Origin of the sequence: Maribellus luteus, from assembly GCF_003576475.1 — a bacterium.
GTDB classification, from domain to species: Bacteria; Bacteroidota; Bacteroidia; order Bacteroidales; family Prolixibacteraceae; genus Draconibacterium; species Draconibacterium luteum.
Genome location: NZ_QWGR01000004.1, coordinates 167,993 through 185,876, shown reverse-complemented (window position 1 = coordinate 185,876; position 17,884 = coordinate 167,993). Strand labels below are relative to the sequence as shown.

Annotated in this window: 16 protein-coding genes; 9 read left to right on the top strand and 7 right to left on the bottom strand. The window is 39.3% G+C overall.

Annotated features, from left to right (window positions below; all coding sequences use genetic code 11):
* Nucleotides 1–77 precede the first annotated feature (77 nt).
* On the bottom strand, nucleotides 78–1,205 hold the full coding sequence (gene hemW / locus D1614_RS08955) for a radical SAM family heme chaperone HemW (RefSeq protein WP_119437573.1): 1,128 nt from the start codon (nucleotides 1,203–1,205) through the stop codon (nucleotides 78–80).
* Here hemW and D1614_RS08950 point away from each other — a divergent pair.
* The gene (locus D1614_RS08950) at nucleotides 1,204–1,584 is read left to right on the top strand and encodes a VanZ family protein (protein WP_119437572.1); all 381 of its coding nucleotides are present in this window, start codon (nucleotides 1,204–1,206) and stop codon (nucleotides 1,582–1,584) included. The genes hemW and D1614_RS08950 overlap by 2 nt on opposite strands.
* On the opposite strand, the gene D1614_RS08945 is transcribed toward D1614_RS08950, so the two are convergent.
* The 4 genes from D1614_RS08945 to D1614_RS08930 all read right to left on the bottom strand — a co-directional run bounded on the left by D1614_RS08945 (nucleotide 1,581) and on the right by D1614_RS08930 (nucleotide 5,454).
* The gene (locus D1614_RS08945; protein ID WP_119437571.1) at nucleotides 1,581–2,024 is read right to left on the bottom strand and encodes an RrF2 family transcriptional regulator; all 444 of its coding nucleotides are present in this window, start codon (nucleotides 2,022–2,024) and stop codon (nucleotides 1,581–1,583) included. The genes D1614_RS08950 and D1614_RS08945 overlap by 4 nt on opposite strands.
* A 2-nt stretch (nucleotides 2,025–2,026) precedes the next feature.
* A complete protein-coding gene (locus tag D1614_RS08940) occupies nucleotides 2,027–3,397 on the bottom strand; it encodes a lactate utilization protein B (protein WP_119437570.1) in 1,371 nt (456 codons plus the stop codon).
* Nucleotides 3,398–3,400: 3 nt separating this feature from the next.
* Entirely contained in the window at nucleotides 3,401–3,847 is a 447-nt protein-coding gene (rpiB, locus tag D1614_RS08935; protein ID WP_119437569.1) for a ribose 5-phosphate isomerase B, read from the bottom strand.
* Nucleotides 3,848–3,969: 122 nt separating this feature from the next.
* On the bottom strand, nucleotides 3,970–5,454 hold the full coding sequence (locus D1614_RS08930; RefSeq protein WP_162304454.1) for a lipopolysaccharide biosynthesis protein: 1,485 nt from the start codon (nucleotides 5,452–5,454) through the stop codon (nucleotides 3,970–3,972).
* Between the two features lie 89 nt (nucleotides 5,455–5,543).
* Here D1614_RS08930 and D1614_RS08925 point away from each other — a divergent pair, with 89 nt between their 5' ends.
* Nucleotides 5,544–6,617: a glutaminyl-peptide cyclotransferase gene (locus D1614_RS08925; RefSeq protein ID WP_119437567.1), complete on the top strand. Its 1,074-nt coding sequence runs from the start codon at nucleotides 5,544–5,546 to the stop codon at nucleotides 6,615–6,617.
* On the opposite strand, the gene ruvB is transcribed toward D1614_RS08925, so the two are convergent.
* Together ruvB and D1614_RS08915 are read right to left on the bottom strand one after the other, a co-directional pair.
* Nucleotides 6,609–7,634, bottom strand: a complete 1,026-nt coding sequence (ruvB, locus tag D1614_RS08920) for a Holliday junction branch migration DNA helicase RuvB (protein ID WP_119437566.1) — start codon at nucleotides 7,632–7,634, stop codon at nucleotides 6,609–6,611. The two genes, D1614_RS08925 and ruvB, sit on opposite strands and share 9 nt — an antisense overlap.
* Nucleotides 7,635–7,644: 10 nt before the next feature.
* Nucleotides 7,645–8,016, bottom strand: a complete 372-nt coding sequence (locus D1614_RS08915) for a response regulator (protein WP_241558096.1) — start codon at nucleotides 8,014–8,016, stop codon at nucleotides 7,645–7,647.
* A 429-nt stretch (nucleotides 8,017–8,445) separates the two neighbouring features.
* Between D1614_RS08915 and D1614_RS08910 the strand changes: the two genes are divergently transcribed.
* From D1614_RS08910 to mnmA, 7 genes are read left to right on the top strand one after another with little or no spacing between them, the layout of a single operon-like run.
* Nucleotides 8,446–11,730: a DUF4175 family protein gene (locus D1614_RS08910; protein ID WP_119437564.1), complete on the top strand. Its 3,285-nt coding sequence runs from the start codon at nucleotides 8,446–8,448 to the stop codon at nucleotides 11,728–11,730.
* Nucleotides 11,727–12,134 carry an ATP-binding protein gene (locus tag D1614_RS08905; protein WP_162304453.1) on the top strand — a complete coding sequence of 136 codons (408 nt, stop codon included), beginning with the start codon at nucleotides 11,727–11,729 and terminating at the stop codon, nucleotides 12,132–12,134. The genes D1614_RS08910 and D1614_RS08905 overlap by 4 nt, the downstream gene beginning before the upstream one ends.
* Nucleotides 12,134–12,571: an rRNA maturation RNase YbeY gene (ybeY, locus tag D1614_RS08900; protein ID WP_119437846.1), complete on the top strand. Its 438-nt coding sequence runs from the start codon at nucleotides 12,134–12,136 to the stop codon at nucleotides 12,569–12,571. The genes D1614_RS08905 and ybeY overlap by 1 nt, the downstream gene beginning before the upstream one ends.
* On the top strand, nucleotides 12,568–14,448 hold the full coding sequence (gene mnmG / locus D1614_RS08895; RefSeq protein WP_119437562.1) for a tRNA uridine-5-carboxymethylaminomethyl(34) synthesis enzyme MnmG: 1,881 nt from the start codon (nucleotides 12,568–12,570) through the stop codon (nucleotides 14,446–14,448). The genes ybeY and mnmG overlap by 4 nt, the downstream gene beginning before the upstream one ends.
* A 27-nt stretch (nucleotides 14,449–14,475) precedes the next feature.
* Nucleotides 14,476–14,997, top strand: a complete 522-nt coding sequence (locus tag D1614_RS08890) for an adenine phosphoribosyltransferase (RefSeq protein WP_119437561.1) — start codon at nucleotides 14,476–14,478, stop codon at nucleotides 14,995–14,997.
* A 3-nt stretch (nucleotides 14,998–15,000) separates the two neighbouring features.
* Nucleotides 15,001–16,830 (top strand): excinuclease ABC subunit UvrC, encoded by a 1,830-nt coding sequence (gene uvrC / locus D1614_RS08885; RefSeq protein WP_206609962.1) that lies wholly within the window; start codon nucleotides 15,001–15,003, stop codon nucleotides 16,828–16,830.
* Nucleotides 16,817–17,872 (top strand): tRNA 2-thiouridine(34) synthase MnmA, encoded by a 1,056-nt coding sequence (mnmA, locus tag D1614_RS08880; protein WP_119437560.1) that lies wholly within the window; start codon nucleotides 16,817–16,819, stop codon nucleotides 17,870–17,872. The genes uvrC and mnmA overlap by 14 nt, the downstream gene beginning before the upstream one ends.
* The last annotated feature ends 12 nt before the right edge of the window (nucleotides 17,873–17,884 follow it).

The following is a 17,884-nucleotide window of genomic DNA, read 5'->3' as shown; positions in this document are numbered from 1 at the left end:
AGATAAATAATGCCACCCACCTTTGCTTTTCGCAATATTTTTCAGACAGAATGCGAATTCAACTTATTGGTTGACAATCAAATAATCATCAGATCAGTCATTATTTCGTCCGAAACAAACAGACCTTTCCGGGGTAAAGTGATGCGGTCGTTTTCCTGGTTTACCAAACCGGCGTCGGCATATTTTGCTAACTGCGTTAGAAAATAGCTTTTCATTTCTTCTCCAAAAAGCTCATTAATAGCCGTTAAAGACACTCCCCATTTGGTTCGGATGCGTGTTAAAATGTATTCGTTGTAGCGGTCTTTTTCGCTTAGTATTTCTTCTTCCGAAAAGGCTAATCCGTTGTCGATGGCCTTGATATACGATTCGACATGCGAAGTGTTCCACCGGCGCGATTGCTGGTCGAAAGAGTGAGCCGAGGGCCCCAATCCCAGGTATTTTTTTCCTTGCCAGTATGAAGTATTGTGCTGCGAATAGAGTTCGTTACGCGCAAAATTTGAAATTTCGTACTGCTCAAAACCTGCCAGGGCTGCTTTGTCTATTAAAATTTCAAACTGGTTTACACTTTCTGTTTCGCTCAGTTCCCTGAGTGTGCCTTTTTTTAACCAGGTATAAAAAGCCGTGCCTTCGTGATAGGTTAGGTGGTACGCTGAAAGGTGTTGTACGGGCAAGTCAAAAACCTGGTTCAGACTATCTTCCCACTCGGTTTCGGTTAAACCGGGTAATCCGTAAATAAGATCGACACTGATGTTGTTAAAACCAATTTTCGCAGCGTTTTGAATGGCTTCGATGGCCTGGCTGGCATCGTGCCGGCGGTTCATTTTTTGAAGATGCCGGTTTTGCAAAGCCTGAATCCCCACGCTCAGGCGGTTAATTCCTGCCTGTTTTATTGCTTCCAGATATGCGGGAGTTAAATCATCGGGGTTGGCCTCGAAGGTAATTTCTGCGTTTTCCTGTACTTCAAACAGCCCATTTAAATGCTTCAGAATATCGGCTAGCTCGCGGGCTTCAAGCACCGACGGGGTTCCTCCTCCAAAATAAATGGTTTCGACCGCCTCGTTTCGAAGGTAGTTTTTACGTACCTTTGCCTCCGCTTTCAGGCTTAGTAAAAACTTAGGTTTTAAGGTGGTATTAACGGTTTTGTAAAAATCGCAATAATAGCACTTCTGCCTGCAAAAAGGAATATGAATATAAATTCCCGCCATGTTGAAATTTAACGATTACTGGAGACTTACGATTTGGTTCTTATTTACGTGTTTTTTACTCTTTATTCCGGCCAGCCAACTGCCAGCAGAACCTTTTTTAAGGATTCCTCATTTGGATAAAATCGTCCATTTTTTTCTGTTTTTTATCCTGTGCCTGCTGCTTTTCAGACCGGTAAAAAAATTTACTCCCAACTACTATTTCTGGACACCACTGGTAGCCATATGTCTGGCAGTAATGCTGGAATCGGTTCAACATAAAATATCCGTTACCCGTCAATCCGATGTGCTTGACCTTTGGGCCAATGTAGCCGGATTACTAAGTGCTACCTTTCTTTTTCGCCTGTTTATTTCAGGTAAAAAGCTGGAAAAATACCTCTAAAGTTTTACCAGATCTTCGTATTTATCGATGTCCTCGCCAATTTTCTCAAGCGTGGTTTCGGTGTAAAATCCACGGATTTGATTTCTGAGAACTTCATACTGTGCGTGTACCGGACACAGCGGTTTTGAAGGGTCGTGTGTTTTACACGGTTCCAACCTGATCAGACAGTTGGTGAAAAACTCTTCGCCATCAACCTTGGTTACAATTTCCCACAACGAAATTTCAGAAGCACTTCTGGCCAGCGAAAATCCGCCATTGGGTCCTTTGGTGGAAACCAGCAGTTTTTGCTTTACCAGGTTTTGAAGAATTTTTCCCAAAAAAGGTGATGACAATTCAAGATCTTCCGAAATTTTCTTGATACCGATTCGTTTGTCTTCGGTAGAAAATTTTCCCAGATAAATGAGGGCTCTAAGAGCATATTTACACGTATTCGATAACATAATTAAGACGTTTTATGTGATTTCCATTGTTTACTAAACGAAGTTTTGGCCACCGGTGGAAACTGTTTTCGGTCGCCCAATATATTAGCCTGCATTTGCAGCAGGCCGTTTTTTACTGAACCGTTGACCAGATCCAGGTTCCTTCTCTTTTTAAAGGCCCATTCGTAGGCTTTCATTCCCACATTCCAGCCCAAAGAACTGTGCTTTGTTTCAACACTTGTTTTGCGGTTGAGTAAAAGCAAATCGTGTAAGGGAATTTTAACCGGACACACCTGTGTACAAGCCCCGCAAATGGTGCAGGCAAAACTCAGGTGATCAAATTTAAACCCCTTCATAACCGGTGTTATCACCGAGCCGATTGGTCCACTGTAAGTAGTATTGTACGTGTAACCACCTACATTTTTGTAGATCGGACAGGCATTTAAACAAGCTCCGCAACGCAGGCATTTCAAAGCTTTGTAGCGCTCTTTTTCTTCGGCTATTTTGCTTCGGTTGTTATCGAGCAACACCACTACCATTTTTTCGGGTCCGTTGGTTTCATTGCTTCTTTTTGGCCCGGTAAACAACGAGTTGTAAACCGTTAACTGCTGCCCCGTTCCGAGGGTTGCCAACAACGGAAAAAACAAAGCCAAATCGTTAACCGAAGGAATGATTTTTTCGATGCCGGTGATAACAATGTGAACCTTCGGAAAGGAAACCGACATCATCCCGTTCCCTTCGTTTTCGGTCAGGGCTACTCCGCCTATATCGGCCACCAAAAAATTGGATCCGGTTACTCCTACTTCGGCACTGGTAAATTTTTTACGCAAAACCCCGCGAACAAATTTCGTGAGTTCTTCGGGTGTCGAATTTTCGGGTGTATCAAATTTTTGATTGAAAAGCGCCGCCACATCTTCTTTCGATTTGTGCATGGCAGGCGTTAAAATATGGTAAGGCTTTTCGCCGGCTACCTGCACAATAAACTCCCCTAAATCGGTTTCAACCGGCTCGTAACCTGCTTGTTCCAGGTGTTCATTCAGTTCAATCTCTTCCGAGATCATCGACTTACTTTTCACCAGAACTTTTGCATTTACGGCCTCCAGAACTTTCCTTATTTCCTCTACCGCTTCTTTTCCATCGCGCGCCCACAGCACCTCAATTCCGTTCTTTTGGGCGTTCTTCTCAAATTCGGTGAGATGTGCAGCAAGATTTGAAACTACTTTTTCTTTGAAATAAGAAGCACGTTGTTTCGCCAATTCAAGATTTGTATAACGAAGCTTGCCTTTGGCCACTGCTTCATCATACTTCGAAATGTTGAAATTTAAGGTTCGTCGATGCTGTTTGTTAAAAGCTATTTTAGAATCCTGAAGAAATATGTTTTTCAGTTCCGTCATTCACTAACAAATAGGAATCTGGTCTACCCTTCGGGCGTGTCTTCCTCCTTCGAAATCAGTACTTAAAAAGGCTTTTACAATGGCAATTGCTTCTTCGTCGCTTACAAAGCGGCCCGGAATAGCACAAATATTTGCATTGTTGTGCTGACGCGCTAATTCAGCGATATCCGTATTCCAGCAAATAGCCGAACGAACTCCCTGATGCTTGTTAGCAGCAATACTGATTCCCTGCCCTGTTCCGCAAAAAGTAATACCCGTTTCGTACTCTCCCTTTTCAATGGCTTCACCAATTAAATGCGCATACACCGGATAGTCCACGCTTTCTTCTGAGTAAGACCCAAAATCTTTAAACGGAATGTTGTTCTCCTGCAGGAATTTTATGATCACCTGTTTTTTGAGAAAGCCTGCGTGATCGCTGGCCAAAGCAATAATTTTACCTTCGATATTCATAATCCCACAAAATTAATACTTTTTCATATTTATCTCATTCATTCCTTATATTTATGAAAGAAGATAAAATAAGCTCCACTACTAAAATTAGTAGCTGATAGATAGAAACTTAAATGCTTTATCTACTTTTTATTTCCTGCTTTAAACAATTTTAGCAGGTCATTTTTTTCGTGTTTAAAAACAGTTCCCAGAAAAAGAAGCATAAAAACGGTATTCACACCGTATTTCAGCAGGGAAGGCAAACTCTCAGTAAAATAGGAAGCGGCAAAAAATACCGCTGCGAAAATAGCATAAGTTCCAATCCGCTTTAAATCATAAGGAACCGGGTAATGCTTTTGTCCCAAAACAAACGATATAATCATCATGGCCAGAAAACATACGAAAACAGCGATGGCCGAGCCCATATAACCCATAAGCGGTATCAATAAAAAATTTAAAACCAGCGTAATAGCCGATCCAACAAGCGCCATGTAAGCTCCGTAACGGGTTTTGTCGGTAAGTTTGTACCACAGCGAAAGCGTAAAATAAATACCAAAAAAGAGGTTGGCCAGTAAAACCAGCGGAACCACTCTTAATCCTTCGTGGTATTTCGGATCGATGATGAGTTTTACAACATCAAGGTAAAGCATCATTCCGAGGAAAATGATCAGTCCGAAAATCACAAAATACTTCATTACCACAGCATATATCCGGGGATCGTCTTTTGATCCGCCGCGGGCAAAAAAGAAAGGCTCAAAAGCATAACGAAATGCCTGGATAAACATATTCATCAGCACGGCCAGTTTGTAGTTGGCCCCGTATATTCCCAGCTGAAACATCGGGTCCTGGTTCTGCGGCAATAAAAAGGGTAACAATACTTTATCAATGTTTTGATTGATCATTCCGGTTAATCCTACAATCAGAATAGGAAAACCGTAATTCAGCATTTGTTTCAGCAGCTTTTTATTGAAATTAAAGGAAATACGAAAGATTTCGGGAAGCAATAAAATCAATACAATTACCGATGCCAGCAAGTTGGAAATAAAAACATATCCAACGCCAATTTCTTTTGAATACACCAGGTTAACAATGGAGTCGGGGTTGTTCTCCACCAGTTTTGGGCAAAGCGAAATAAAGAACAGGTTAAAACCGATGTTGAAACCGATGAAAATAAACTTCAGCATCGCAAACTTTATCGGCCGGTTGTTCAGTCTTAGCCGAGCAAAAGGAATGGCTGTAAATGCGTCGATTCCCAGGATAATGGCAAACCAAAGTATGTATTCCGGATGATCGGGATAGCGAATCCAGGCCGCAATTTCGTGCCGGAAAGCCGAGGCCAGCAACACAAAAGAAAGCGTGGTAAACAGCAAAGAAATCAGCGATGTTGAATAAACTTCTTCGGGTTTGTCGCTTCGCGATGCATACCTGAAATACGAAGTTTCCATACCGTACGTGAGCAATACCAGGAAAAAAGCCACGTAAGCATACATGTTGGTAACCACCCCGTACTCTTCGGGCAAAAACATAAAAGAGTAGTAGGGAACAAGCCACCAGTTCAGGAAACGCCCTACTATGCTGCTAACGCCATAAATGGCTGTATCGCCGGCTAATTTTTTGAAAGGATTCAATGGAGTATTATTTTTGAGCAAAGATAAAATACATTTAACAGCAAACATTTAATAGTTTTATCTTTGAACTTTTAATTATTCAAAAGCAGATGAAACAAAAGCTTTTTCCCATATTTCTTATCATAGCCTTGTTTGTAACCACCTTTTCGTGTTCAAGTAAATCGGAAAAACGAGCACGAAAACCGGTTAGCACCATCACAGTTCAACCCGAAAAAGCGCAATACATTTGCGGCGAAAAAGTTTCGGTAAATGTAAAAACCAAACTTCGCGACGGGGAACTAAAATCGGTGAATCTATACCTTCAAAATAAATTGATAACAGAAAGTAACGAACTTGATTTTACTGAGAAATATATTGAATTAAAGGAAGTTGGAACTGTTAGTATTGGTGTTCATGCTGAGAAAACAGATGGCTTAAAAAATACCCGGTCAAAAGCTATCACGGTTTTGTCGGATGTTAAACCTGCCCAGTTTTCTTACCAGGTGCTGAATAATTACCCGCACTTAACCACTTCGTATACACAGGGACTGGAATACCACAACGGTTTTATTTATGAAGGAACCGGGGAAAAAGGTCATTCGAGACTGATGAAGATTGATGTTTCAACAGGTAAGCCGCTCCAGGTATTTGAAATGGACGACAAATATTTTGGCGAAGGAATTACCATACTAAACAACAAAATCTATCAGCTTACCTACCGCGCTCAAAAAGGCTTTGTTTACGATTTGGAAACACTGGCGGTTACCGATAGTTTTACTTACGCTTCACCCGAAGGATGGGGACTTGCCAACGATGGTAAAAACCTGATTATGAGTGATGGAACTCATGTTCTTACCTGGATCAGTCCGGACGATTTTTCGGTGGTAAAAAAACTGCAGGTTGGTAACGACCGAACATTAATGGCCAATTTAAACGAGCTGGAATATGTGAACGGTTTTATTTATGCCAACGTTTACACCTCTGATTACATCGTAAAAATTGATGCTGCAACCGGAAAAATAGTGGAAGAAATCAACATGGCCGGAATCATCAATCTTTATCACAAACAAGGCGAACGTATCGATTACCTGAACGGTATTGCGTACGATGCCGAAAACGACCGCATGTTTGTAACCGGCAAACTATATTCCCGTTTGTTTGAAGTAAAATTTATTTCAAAATAGAGTAGGGGAGTCGCCGTATTTTACTTTACCCAAATGTTTGTAGGCCAATTCGGTAACTTCTCTTCCGCGGGGAGTCCGTTTAATAAATCCTTCTTTGATTAAGAAGGGTTCGTAAACTTCTTCGATTGTACCGGCATCTTCACCAACTGCAGTGGCAATCGTGGTTATTCCCACCGGTCCGCCTTTGAATTTGTCGATGATGGAAGACAAAATACGGTTATCCATTTCATCCAAACCATACTTATCGATGTTCATGGCTGCCAGCGCATGACGCGTAATTTCTATTTCAATGTTTCCATCTCCTTTTACCTGTGCAAAATCGCGTACTCTCCGAAGCAATGAATTGACGATACGCGGTGTGCCACGACTTCTCAGTGCAATTTCACGGGCAGCATCTTCGGTGATCGCCACATTCAAAATACCGGCCGAGCGTTTAACAATTAAAGTCAATACATCCGCGTCGTAGTACTCCAGGTGCGATTTAATGCCAAAACGGGCCCGCAATGGAGAAGTTAACAGTCCGGAGCGGGTTGTGGCTCCAATTAGCGTAAAAGGGCTTAATTCGAGCTGTACCGATCTTGCACTGGGTCCCTTGTCGATCATTATATCAATCCGAAAGTCTTCCATGGCCGAATACAGGTATTCTTCCACAATGGGCGACAAACGATGAATCTCGTCGATAAACAACACATCGCTCTCTTCCAGGTTGGTTAATAAACCCGCTAAATCGCCGGGTTTATCCAGCACCGGACCGGAAGTAATTTTAAAACCTACGCCCAGTTCGTTGGCAATAATATTTGATAAGGTGGTTTTTCCCAATCCCGGTGGACCGTGCAATAAAACATGGTCCAGGGCTTCCCCCCTCATTTTAGCCGCTTTTACAAATATTTCAAGGTTCTCAACAATTTGTTTCTGTCCTTTGAAATCACTGAACTGAAGTGGCCGTAATTTTTTATCCAGCTCTCTTTCCGTCTCCGTGTATGAGCCTCCCCGAATGTCCAGATTATCTTCTTCCATTTATTAACAATTAAGCTAAAAAGTGCATCACTTTCTCTAATAGTTGCTCTGCCGTAAAAGGTTTCGAAAGGTATTCATTCATACCGGCTTCAAAACATTTTTCCCGGTCGTTATCCAGGGTATTAGCGGTAATAGCAATTATAGGAACCTGATTTTCAACGCCTTTTTCTGTTTCGTATTTTCTAATTTCACCGGTAATTTCGTAGCCGTTCATGCCCGGTAACATCAGATCCATTAAAATAAGCCGGTAATTATTACTCTTCACCGCCTCTATGGCATCCTGTCCGTTTGTTACAGCAGTAACCGTGAAATTGTATTTCTTCAGGTTAAAAGAAACGATTTTCTGGTTCAGTACATTGTCTTCAACTAATAGAATGTCCAAGCTTTCCGTATTAATATTAATATTGATAACAAATATAAAAAACTAATGGTGTTTATTATAACCTGTTGGTAAGTGTTAATTAGTATTTCTTAGTTTTTATGAAGACACTGTTAACGGAATTTTTAAGGGGTTTTAAACAGGTTTGAGAAGTAGTAAGACGCTATAATCTAATCCCCTTTCTGTTGTTATAAACAATTGTTAATAGCGCGATGTAGAAAGAAAAGAAGGATATTAACCAGTGCAAATAATGTTGAAATATTCACCTTAAATTTTCACGCTTCTAACAATTCTTTTTTGTGCTCGTTGTTATATGTAGAAATTTGCGGATAAACCAAATATTAAATGAAAAGATTATTTTTGTTTTGTGAGCAAAAAACACACACTTTGTTAACAATTGAGCTATTTTGCAAGGGCCTGAAAAATAATTAAATGACGAAAAGTTTCGACATACTTGTTCATAAACTAAATACCTTTCAACTTAAGTACTATTCGTACCAGTTAATTAAGGGTTTAGTAGTAAGCGCAGTGGTTTTAATTGTGTTATTCACATCCTTTTCGCTGATTGAATATGTTGGTTACCTTTCTTCAGATGCCAGAAAAACAGTGTTTTACGGTTTTATTGTTTTTGCGGTTTTACTACTTGTTAGTTTTGTAGGGATTCCGTTGTTGCGTCTGGTGCACATTCTAAAGCCGCTGAATTTAAAATCAACTTCACAGCTAATTCAGAATCATTTCTCGGGCATTCAGGATAAATTGTTGAATATAATTGAATTATCAGAATATAAAAGCGCTGACGTTTCCAACGATCTTTTATTGGCGAGTATCGATCAGAAGATCAACGAACTAAAGGTTTTTGATTTTAACGAGGCGGTTAGTTTTAAAAATATACGCTTAGTTGCTGTATATCTGTTTATTAGTGCTGGTATCGCTTTAGGTTTGTTGGTTATTAACAAGAATATTTTTACTGAATCAGCACACCGGATCATCCATTACAACGAAACGTTTATAAAGCCGGCTCCTTTTACCTTTTATTTGCAGAATGAAGAGTTGAGGGCAAAGAAAGGAGATGCTTTTACTATAAAGGTTACTGCCGAAGGAAATGAAATTCCGCAAATCGTATACATTAATATAGATGGTAACAACTATTTAATGAAAACGGGAGCAGAAGGGGAGTACGAATTTGAAATGGCTTCGGTGATCAACCCGGTTCGTTTCTATTTTACCGATTTGAAATACAAATCGGATACATACCAATTACAGTTACTTCCCAAACCAGGTATTAACAGTTTTAAAACCGAAGTAACACCTCCTGCTTATACAGCTTTAAAAAGCCAGGTTTTTGATAACATGGGTGATTTACAGGTACCAAACGGAACCCGTGTAAAATGGCTTTTTAACGGAATGGATGTGGATTCGTTGTACATTATTTTAGACGATTCGCTCCGGATTAGTGCCCAAAAAAGCGACGAAGGATTTGTGCTAGAAAGAAACTTTTACAAATCTTCGGCTTACAACGTGTTTATACAGAATAGAGTAACCGAACCGGAGCTGGCTCTTTCCTATTCGATAGAAGTGATTCCTGATTTATATCCGGAAATAGATGTGGTTCAGATGCAGGATTCAACGCATATCACACGCTTTTTTTACAAAGGAGTAATTGGCGACGATTATGGATTTTCTTCCCTTCGTTTTCATTACAATGTTGATAATGCCGATTCAAGTGTTGTAATTCCAATTGTCAGGAATTTAACAGATCAGGATTTCTATTTCAGTTATGATTTCAATGATGTGCCCGACAAAGAAGGTATTATTTCTTATTACTTTTCGGTAAGCGATAACGATGCGGTAAATCGTTATAAGACAACTACTTCTAAAAGTTTTACTTTTCATTTTCCGAATCAGCAGGAATTGCAGGTTTTCGACAAGGAACAGTTTGAAACGCTTGAAGATATGCTGAATAAGAGTCAAAAGTTGGCCAATGAAATTCAGCAGGATCTTAAGAATCTTCAGTTTAAAAACATGGATACTTCTGTTTCTGACTGGGAGAAATCGCAAATGGTTAACGACATTGTTCAAAAACAGAATCAACTTGAAAAGTTATACGATCAGGTAAAGCAAAGCAACGAGAATCTTAATAATTACCTGAATTCATTCGATAAACCGAATACCGATATTCTTGAAAAGCAAAAGCAAATAGAAGAGTTGCTCGATGAAGTTTTTACCGATGAGTTAAAAAAACTCATGGAAGAGTTTAATAAGCTGGCTGAAGAGTTCGACAGTAAAAAACTAAACCAGTTGAGCAAGAATATGGACATGTCGTTTGATGATCTTCAAAAACAACTGGACCGGAACCTGGAAATGCTTAAGAAAATGAAAATTGAGCAAAAGTTACAGGATGTAATCGATCGGATTGAAGAAATGGCAGGTGAAGAAGAAAAGATGGCGGAAGAGATACTGGAAGAAAAGAATTTTGAACAGGCTAAAGAGGCTGTTGAAGAGCACGAAAAAGCGTTGGAAGATCTTCAAAATCAAATAAAAGATGCTTTGAAAATGAATGAAGAACTCGCAAAGCCGATGATGTTCGACGAGTTTGATGAAGATTTTAAAAACGTAGATGAAAGCATTGAAAAAAGTAAGGAAAATCTGGAGCAAAAGAACAGAAAGAAGTCGGGTTCAAGTATGAAGGAGACATCTGAGAAGATGAAAAATATGGCCTTCGGAATGCAGCAAATGCTGGATATGAACAGCCAGGAGCAAAATATGGAGAACATGCAGAACCTGAGGCAAATTCTTAGCAACCTGATTTATATAAGTTTTAGCCAGGAAGATATTTTAAACGGACTTTCGGGTGTTGATGCCAAAGATCCGCAGTTGGTTCAACTCAACCTCCATCAAAAAAGGATTAAAGATCAGAGCAACATTGTAAAGGATTCGCTTTATGCACTGGCGATGCGTACTCCGCAGATTACAAGTACTATTAACAACGAACTTGTTTCGCTGGAGATCAACCTTAACAAAGCCTCTTCTGAGATGGAAGAAGCATTGTTTCCGCAGGCGAGAGGAAGTCAGCAATTTGTTATTACAGCTGCCAATAACCTGGCTTTATTGCTGAACGAGGTATTGGAGCAGATGGAAAAACAACAGGCCAATGCACAACCTGGTGATCAGCAATGTGAAAACCCCGGTGGAAATGGCAGTGGAATGCAGGATCTGAAACAGTCGTCCGAAAGCTTAAAGAAACAGCTGGAGAATATGATTCAGCAGATGAAAGAAGGTGGTAGCCAGGGAATGAATCAACAATTGGGAGAAAGTTTGATGCAGCACGAAATGATGCAGCAAATGATCCGGGAAATGATGAATAACGGAAGTGTGGGAAGTGGCGCACGAAATACATTGCAACAAATCGATAAAATGCTGGAAGAGAATAGAAAAGAGTTGATGAATAAATCGATCAATGCACAAACAATAAAAAGGCAAAATTTGATAACGACTCGTTTACTGGAAGCGGAAAAGGCTGAAATGGAACGGGAGTTTGAAGAGAAGAGAGAATCGGAAAGTGCTGATGAGTTTTATAGTAACCCCGTTAAATTTTTTGAGTATAAAGAAAAAGAAAACTACTCAATTGAATATTTAAACAAGAATTCTCATAAATTGAACAACTTTTATAACAGTAAATACAAGCAATATTTGAACAATATCAAGAGCAACCAGTGATAGAACCACCTCGCTACATATTAGTGATTAAATCTTCGCAAACCGAGCTAAAAAGGGTAGAAATATTCTTAAGGGAGATTTTTACCGCCCATATGTTGCCCGAAAGTTGTTTTAATAAAAGTTTACTGTGTTTGTCAGAAGCCATTGTTAATTCAATTGTACATGGAAATAAGAACGTGCTTCACAAAGAAATAAAAGTGAAAGTTGATTGTTTAACGCACAGTCTGGTTATAAGTGTAACCGATGAAGGGGAAGGTTTTGATTTAGAAGAAGTTCCTGATCCAACGTCAGTAGAAAATATCAAAAAAGAATCAGGAAGAGGCATTCATATTATAAAAACCTTGTCCAATTCCGTTGAGTTCAATAAGAGAGGAAACAGCCTCCAATTTAAAATTCTATGTTAATGAATTCAGTCGAGTTTTACTTCGAAGACATTGATCCAATTTCAATTCACGAAAATATTTTAAATTTGCAACTTAAATCTTTGATTAAAAAAGAGTTAAAAGAAGTAGGTGATATTACGGTAATTTTTTGTTCGGATGAGTATCTGCTTGAAATGAACAAAGAGTATCTGAATCACGATTATTATACGGATATAATCACCTTCGATTATGTGGAAGGAGACATTATTTCCGGCGATCTTTTTATTAGTGTAGACCGGGTGAAGGACAACGCTGTGCAATTCGATTCAACGCTCTTAAAGGAGCTTTACAGGGTCGTTTTTCACGGAACCCTGCATTTGGTGGGTTATAAGGATAAAACAGAAGATGAAAAGGTTGTAATGCGGAGCAAAGAAGATTTTTATTTGAGTGAAGTTGATTTTAAGGGGTTGGAAAAATGATACCAAAATACGATGTTATTGTAGTAGGAGGGGGCCACGCAGGTTGCGAAGCCGCCGCTGCTGCTGCAAATTTAGGTTCTAAAACCTTGCTGATTACTATGGACATGACTAAATACGGTCAAATGTCCTGTAATCCAGCCATGGGTGGAATAGCAAAAGGACAAATTGTTCGTGAAATTGATGCCTTAGGTGGTTATTCAGGTATTATTACCGATAAAACTACCATACAGTTCAGAATGCTGAATCGCTCCAAAGGACCGGCTATGTGGAGTCCACGCGCACAGAACGATCGTTTTCGTTTTGTAGAAGAATGGCGAAATGTGTTGGAAAGCATTGATAATCTGGATCTTTGGCAAGATGCGGTTGTGGGTTTACTTATTGACAATAAGAAGGTTACTGGTGTTCGAACCAAGATTGGTATTGAGTTTCAATCTGAAACAGTCATACTTACCAATGGAACCTTTCTTAATGGCCTTATGCACATCGGGGCGTCAAAGATGCAAGGTGGAAGGATAGGAGAGTCTGCCTCGTATAATATTACCGAACAGTTGTTTGAGCACGGTTTTAAAACCGGGCGTCTTAAAACCGGAACTCCAGTAAGAATTGACGGAAGGACTATTAATTTTAGTAAGCTAACCGAGCAAAAAGGTGATGAGGGATACTTTAAGTTTTCGTATTTGCCTGAAGCTAAATCGGCTTTAAAGCAGCGGTCCTGTTGGATTACCTATACTAGCCCTGACGTTCATGGCGAGCTTGAAAAGGGGTTCGAACTGTCGCCGATGTTTGACGGTACCATTCAAGGTGCTGGTCCCCGGTATTGTCCCAGTATTGAGTCAAAGCTTGTAACATTTGCGGAAAAGCAACAACATCAGTTGTTTTTGGAGCCGGAAGGGGAGAATACAATCGAGTATTATTTAAATGGTTTTTCTTCCTCCCTTCCCTGGGATGTTCAATTGAATGCTTTGAATAAGGTACCGGGTCTTGAAAATGCAAAGATTTTTAGACCAGGCTACGCGATTGAATACGACTATTTTGATCCGACACAACTTAAGCACACCCTTGAGACCAAATTAGTTAGCAATCTGTATTTTGCTGGTCAGATTAACGGAACTACAGGATACGAAGAGGCTGGTGCTCAGGGTATTATGTCAGGGATTAACGCCCATTTAAAAGCACAAGGTACTAAGAATGAGTTTGTTTTAGGGCGTGACGAGGCGTATATTGGCGTTTTGATAGATGATCTTGTGACGAAAGGGGTTGATGAACCTTACCGAATGTTTACCAGCAGAGCAGAGTATCGAATTTTGTTGAGACAAGATAATGCTGATATTCGTTTGACGAGACGATCCAACGAATTAGGTTTAGCCAGTGATGAACGAGTCAGGTTGTTGGATGAGAAATACGACTGGATAAACCGTATTATCACTTTCACAAGGGACTTTTCTGTTAAACCAAGGTTTGTTAATGACTTAATGGTAGAGAAGGGTACCTCCGAATTGAAGCAGGGGGTGAAATTGTATGAAATTATTTTGAGGCCTCAGATTTCAATATTTGATTTAGTAGACGTCATTACTCCGTTTCATTCGTTTCTCAGAGATTTGCCTGAAGACAGAAAAAACGAAATAATTGAAGGAGCTGAGATCGCCATTAAGTACGAAGGATATATTAACCGGGAAAAACAATTGGCAGAGAAATTTGTCAAATTAGACAATATAGTTATTGAAGATAAGTTTAATTATCTTGAATTAAAATCGCTTTCAACCGAAGCACGATTAAAATTAGATAAAATAAGACCGAAGACCATTGGACAAGCTAAAAGAATCTCAGGAGTTTCTCCGGCGGATATAAACGTCCTTTTGGTTATGTTGGGTCGGTAGCGTTTCACGTGGAACAAATAGCTTAAAATGGATTTAAAGAAGGAAATAAGAGAGATTGCTGATTACCCAAAAGAGGGGATAAGTTTTAAAGATATCACAACCTTGTTTAAAAACAGGGATGCTGTCAGGTATGTGACTGAAAGTATTTATCACGGTTTTAAAGATAAAGGGATTACCAAGGTTGTTGGCCTTGAAGCTCGCGGATTTGTTTTTGGCGGGGCGGTGGCGAATCAGTTAAATGCTGGTTTTGTTCCCATACGTAAACGGGGTAAGTTGCCGTCCGAGATTTTACAGGAAACATATGAGTTGGAGTATGGGAGCGATGTTGTGGAAATGCATGCTGATGCCCTGTCTAATGAGGATATTGTTTTGATTCATGATGATTTGCTGGCAACAGGAGGAACGGCTGTAGCCGCTCTTAAATTGGCCCAAAAGTGTGGAGTAAAACAAATCTATTTTAGTTTTATCTGCGATCTTGAGTTTATAGATACTCCTAATAAGCAGTTGTTGCGGGATTACGAAACGCAGGTTTTGGTTAAATATAACTAGTAGTTGAAATACAAAACTTCAAATAGTAATATTGATCGTTTAAAAGAATTGCTTGCGGTTCTGCCGCATCAGCCGGGTATTTATCAATTCTTTGATTCTTCCGGAACCATCATTTATATTGGAAAGGCGAAAGATCTTAAAAAGCGTGTATCTTCATATTTTTCCAAGCAACACGAGCATCGTAAAACTGCATTGCTTGTTCGGAATATAGTAGATATAAAGCATATGGTTGTTGAAAGTGAGCAAGATGCCTTGTTGCTGGAAAATAACCTGATTAAGAAATATCAGCCTCGTTATAATATTCGCTTAAAAGATGATAAAAGCTACCCATGGATTTGTATAAAAAATGAACCCTTTCCTAGGGTTTTCAAAACCCGTAATTTAGTTCGAGACGGATCACGGTATTTTGGGCCATATACTTCGATATATACTGTTCAAACGCTACTGGATTTGTTTAAGTCGGAGTATAAATTGCGTACATGTAACTATAATTTAAGTAAAGAAAATATCGACTCAGGTAAGTTTAAAGTTTGCCTGGAATATCACATTGGAAACTGTTTGGGGCCTTGTGAAGGGTATATTTCTGAAGAAAAATACAATGAAGGAATAGGGGACATTACTGATATTTTGAAGGGAAATGTTTCAGGAGTAATCAAACATCTGGAGCTTTTAATGGCCGATATGTCGTCTCAACTTAAGTTTGAGGAGGCTGTTAAAATCAAAGAAAAATACGATTCGTTAAAGAGATATCAGAGCCGTTCTACGGTTGTCTCTCCTGTTATTACCGATGTTGATGTGTTTTCTATTGATGAAAACGAAACACATGCCTTCATTAATTACCTTAAAATTATAAAAGGTGCCATTATTCAAACGTTTACCCTCGAAATAAAAAAGGGGCTTGAGGAAACCAAAAAGGAGCTTTTAATGGCCGGTATTGTTGATATTCGACAAAAGATATTTAGTAACGCCCGCGAGATTTTGGTGCCTTTTAAACTGGATCAAATATTGGAAAATGTTGAGTTTAAGGTTCCGCAGAGGGGTGATAAGAAGCAATTATTAGACTTATCAGTAAGAAATGCCAAGTATTTCAGGCTTGAAAAAGAGAAGCAAACCGTATTGAAGAATCCGCAAATTCGTACCGATCGAATATTGAGTACTATTAAAAAGGATCTTCAATTGCAACAATTACCCGAGTTAATAGAGTGTTTCGATAATAGTAATTTGCAGGGAACGCATCCTGTAGCTGCATGTGTTGTATTTAAAAATGCGAAACCACTAAAGCGTGAATACCGTCATTTTAATATTAAAACGGTGGAAGGCCCCAATGACTTCGCCTCGATGGAAGAAGTGGTTTATCGTCGCTATAAACGGCTGTTGGACGAAGAAAAGGCTTTGCCTCAACTCATCGTAATTGATGGCGGAAAAGGGCAGCTTTCATCTGCGGTAAACGCGTTAGATAAGCTTAATTTAAGGGGAAAAATAACTATTATAGGTATAGCAAAGCGACTTGAAGAAATTTATTTTCCGGGTGATTCTGTTCCCGTCTATATCAATAAGAACTCCGAAACATTAAAAATTATCCAGCAATTAAGAGACGAAGCTCACCGTTTTGGAATTACTTTTCACCGCAATAAACGTTCAAATAGTTTTATTGGATCCGAACTAAATACGATAGAAGGGGTAGGGGAGAAAACGGCTGAAAAACTTTTGAAGGCGTTTAAATCAGTAAAAAATATTAGAGAGCAATCCGTGGATTCCATCGCTAAGGTTATTGGAAAGTCAAAAGCAAAAGTCATTTTTACCTACTTTAAAGCTGAACATGGAAGCAAATAAAAGGGTTTTGCTGGGAATGAGCGGCGGAATAGATAGTTCTATGTCGGCTGTTATTTTAAAGGAAAATGGTTTTGATGTTACCGGCATAAGCTTTCAATTTAGTGGTTCCGACGAACAATGCGAAGGAAATTTTAGAGATGCAAAAGAGTTGGCCCAAAAACTCGATATTCCGCATATTATCGTTGATCTAAGGCAAGAGTTTAAAAATACAATCATACATTATTTTATCAACGAATACCTTCAGGGAAGAACTCCTTTTCCGTGTGCCTACTGTAATCCACAATTGAAATTTCATTACCTGGAGAAGTATGCAAACGATAATAACTGCTATAATATTTCAACCGGTCATTATGTAAAAACAGGAATTTATAATAATAAGAAGTTCTTGTTTGCAGGAGATGATCCGGATAAAGATCAGACTTTTTTTCTTTGGGGACTGAAAAGGGAAATCGTTGACCGTTTACTTTTTCCGCTTGGCGAGTATCAAAAAAGTGAGGTTAGAGAACAGGCGTTTGAAAAAGGATTTGTTCGTTTGTCTGAGAAAAAAGATAGCCTGGGTATCTGTTTTATTGAAGGGAATAACTATCGAAAGTTTCTCGAAGAAAACGGAATTCAATCTCGTCCCGGAAATTTTATTTATCATAATGGTGAAATTTTAGGGATACATCAAGGGATAGCCAATTATACGATCGGACAACGCCGAGGCTTAGGTTTAAATCTCAATTTTCCGGTTTTTGTGTCCGAAATTCGTCTGGATAGCAACGAAATTGTGTTGGCAAAATACGAGGATTTATACCGGAGTAAAATCTATTTGAAGGACTATTATTTTATTGATAAAGAGGCTGTTATTAGAGGTATGGAGCTTACAGTAAAGGTAAGGTACAGGCTTCAGGAAACGCCCTGTAGATTGCGTATTTTAAACGAGGCTAGGGCAGAGGTCGAATTATTAAAACCTGAGGCGATGATTTCGCCCGGGCAAACCGCTGTTTTTTATGATGGCGACCGATTAGTGGGTGGGGGTTTTATAGAATCGTCGGAATAGATTTTATCTATT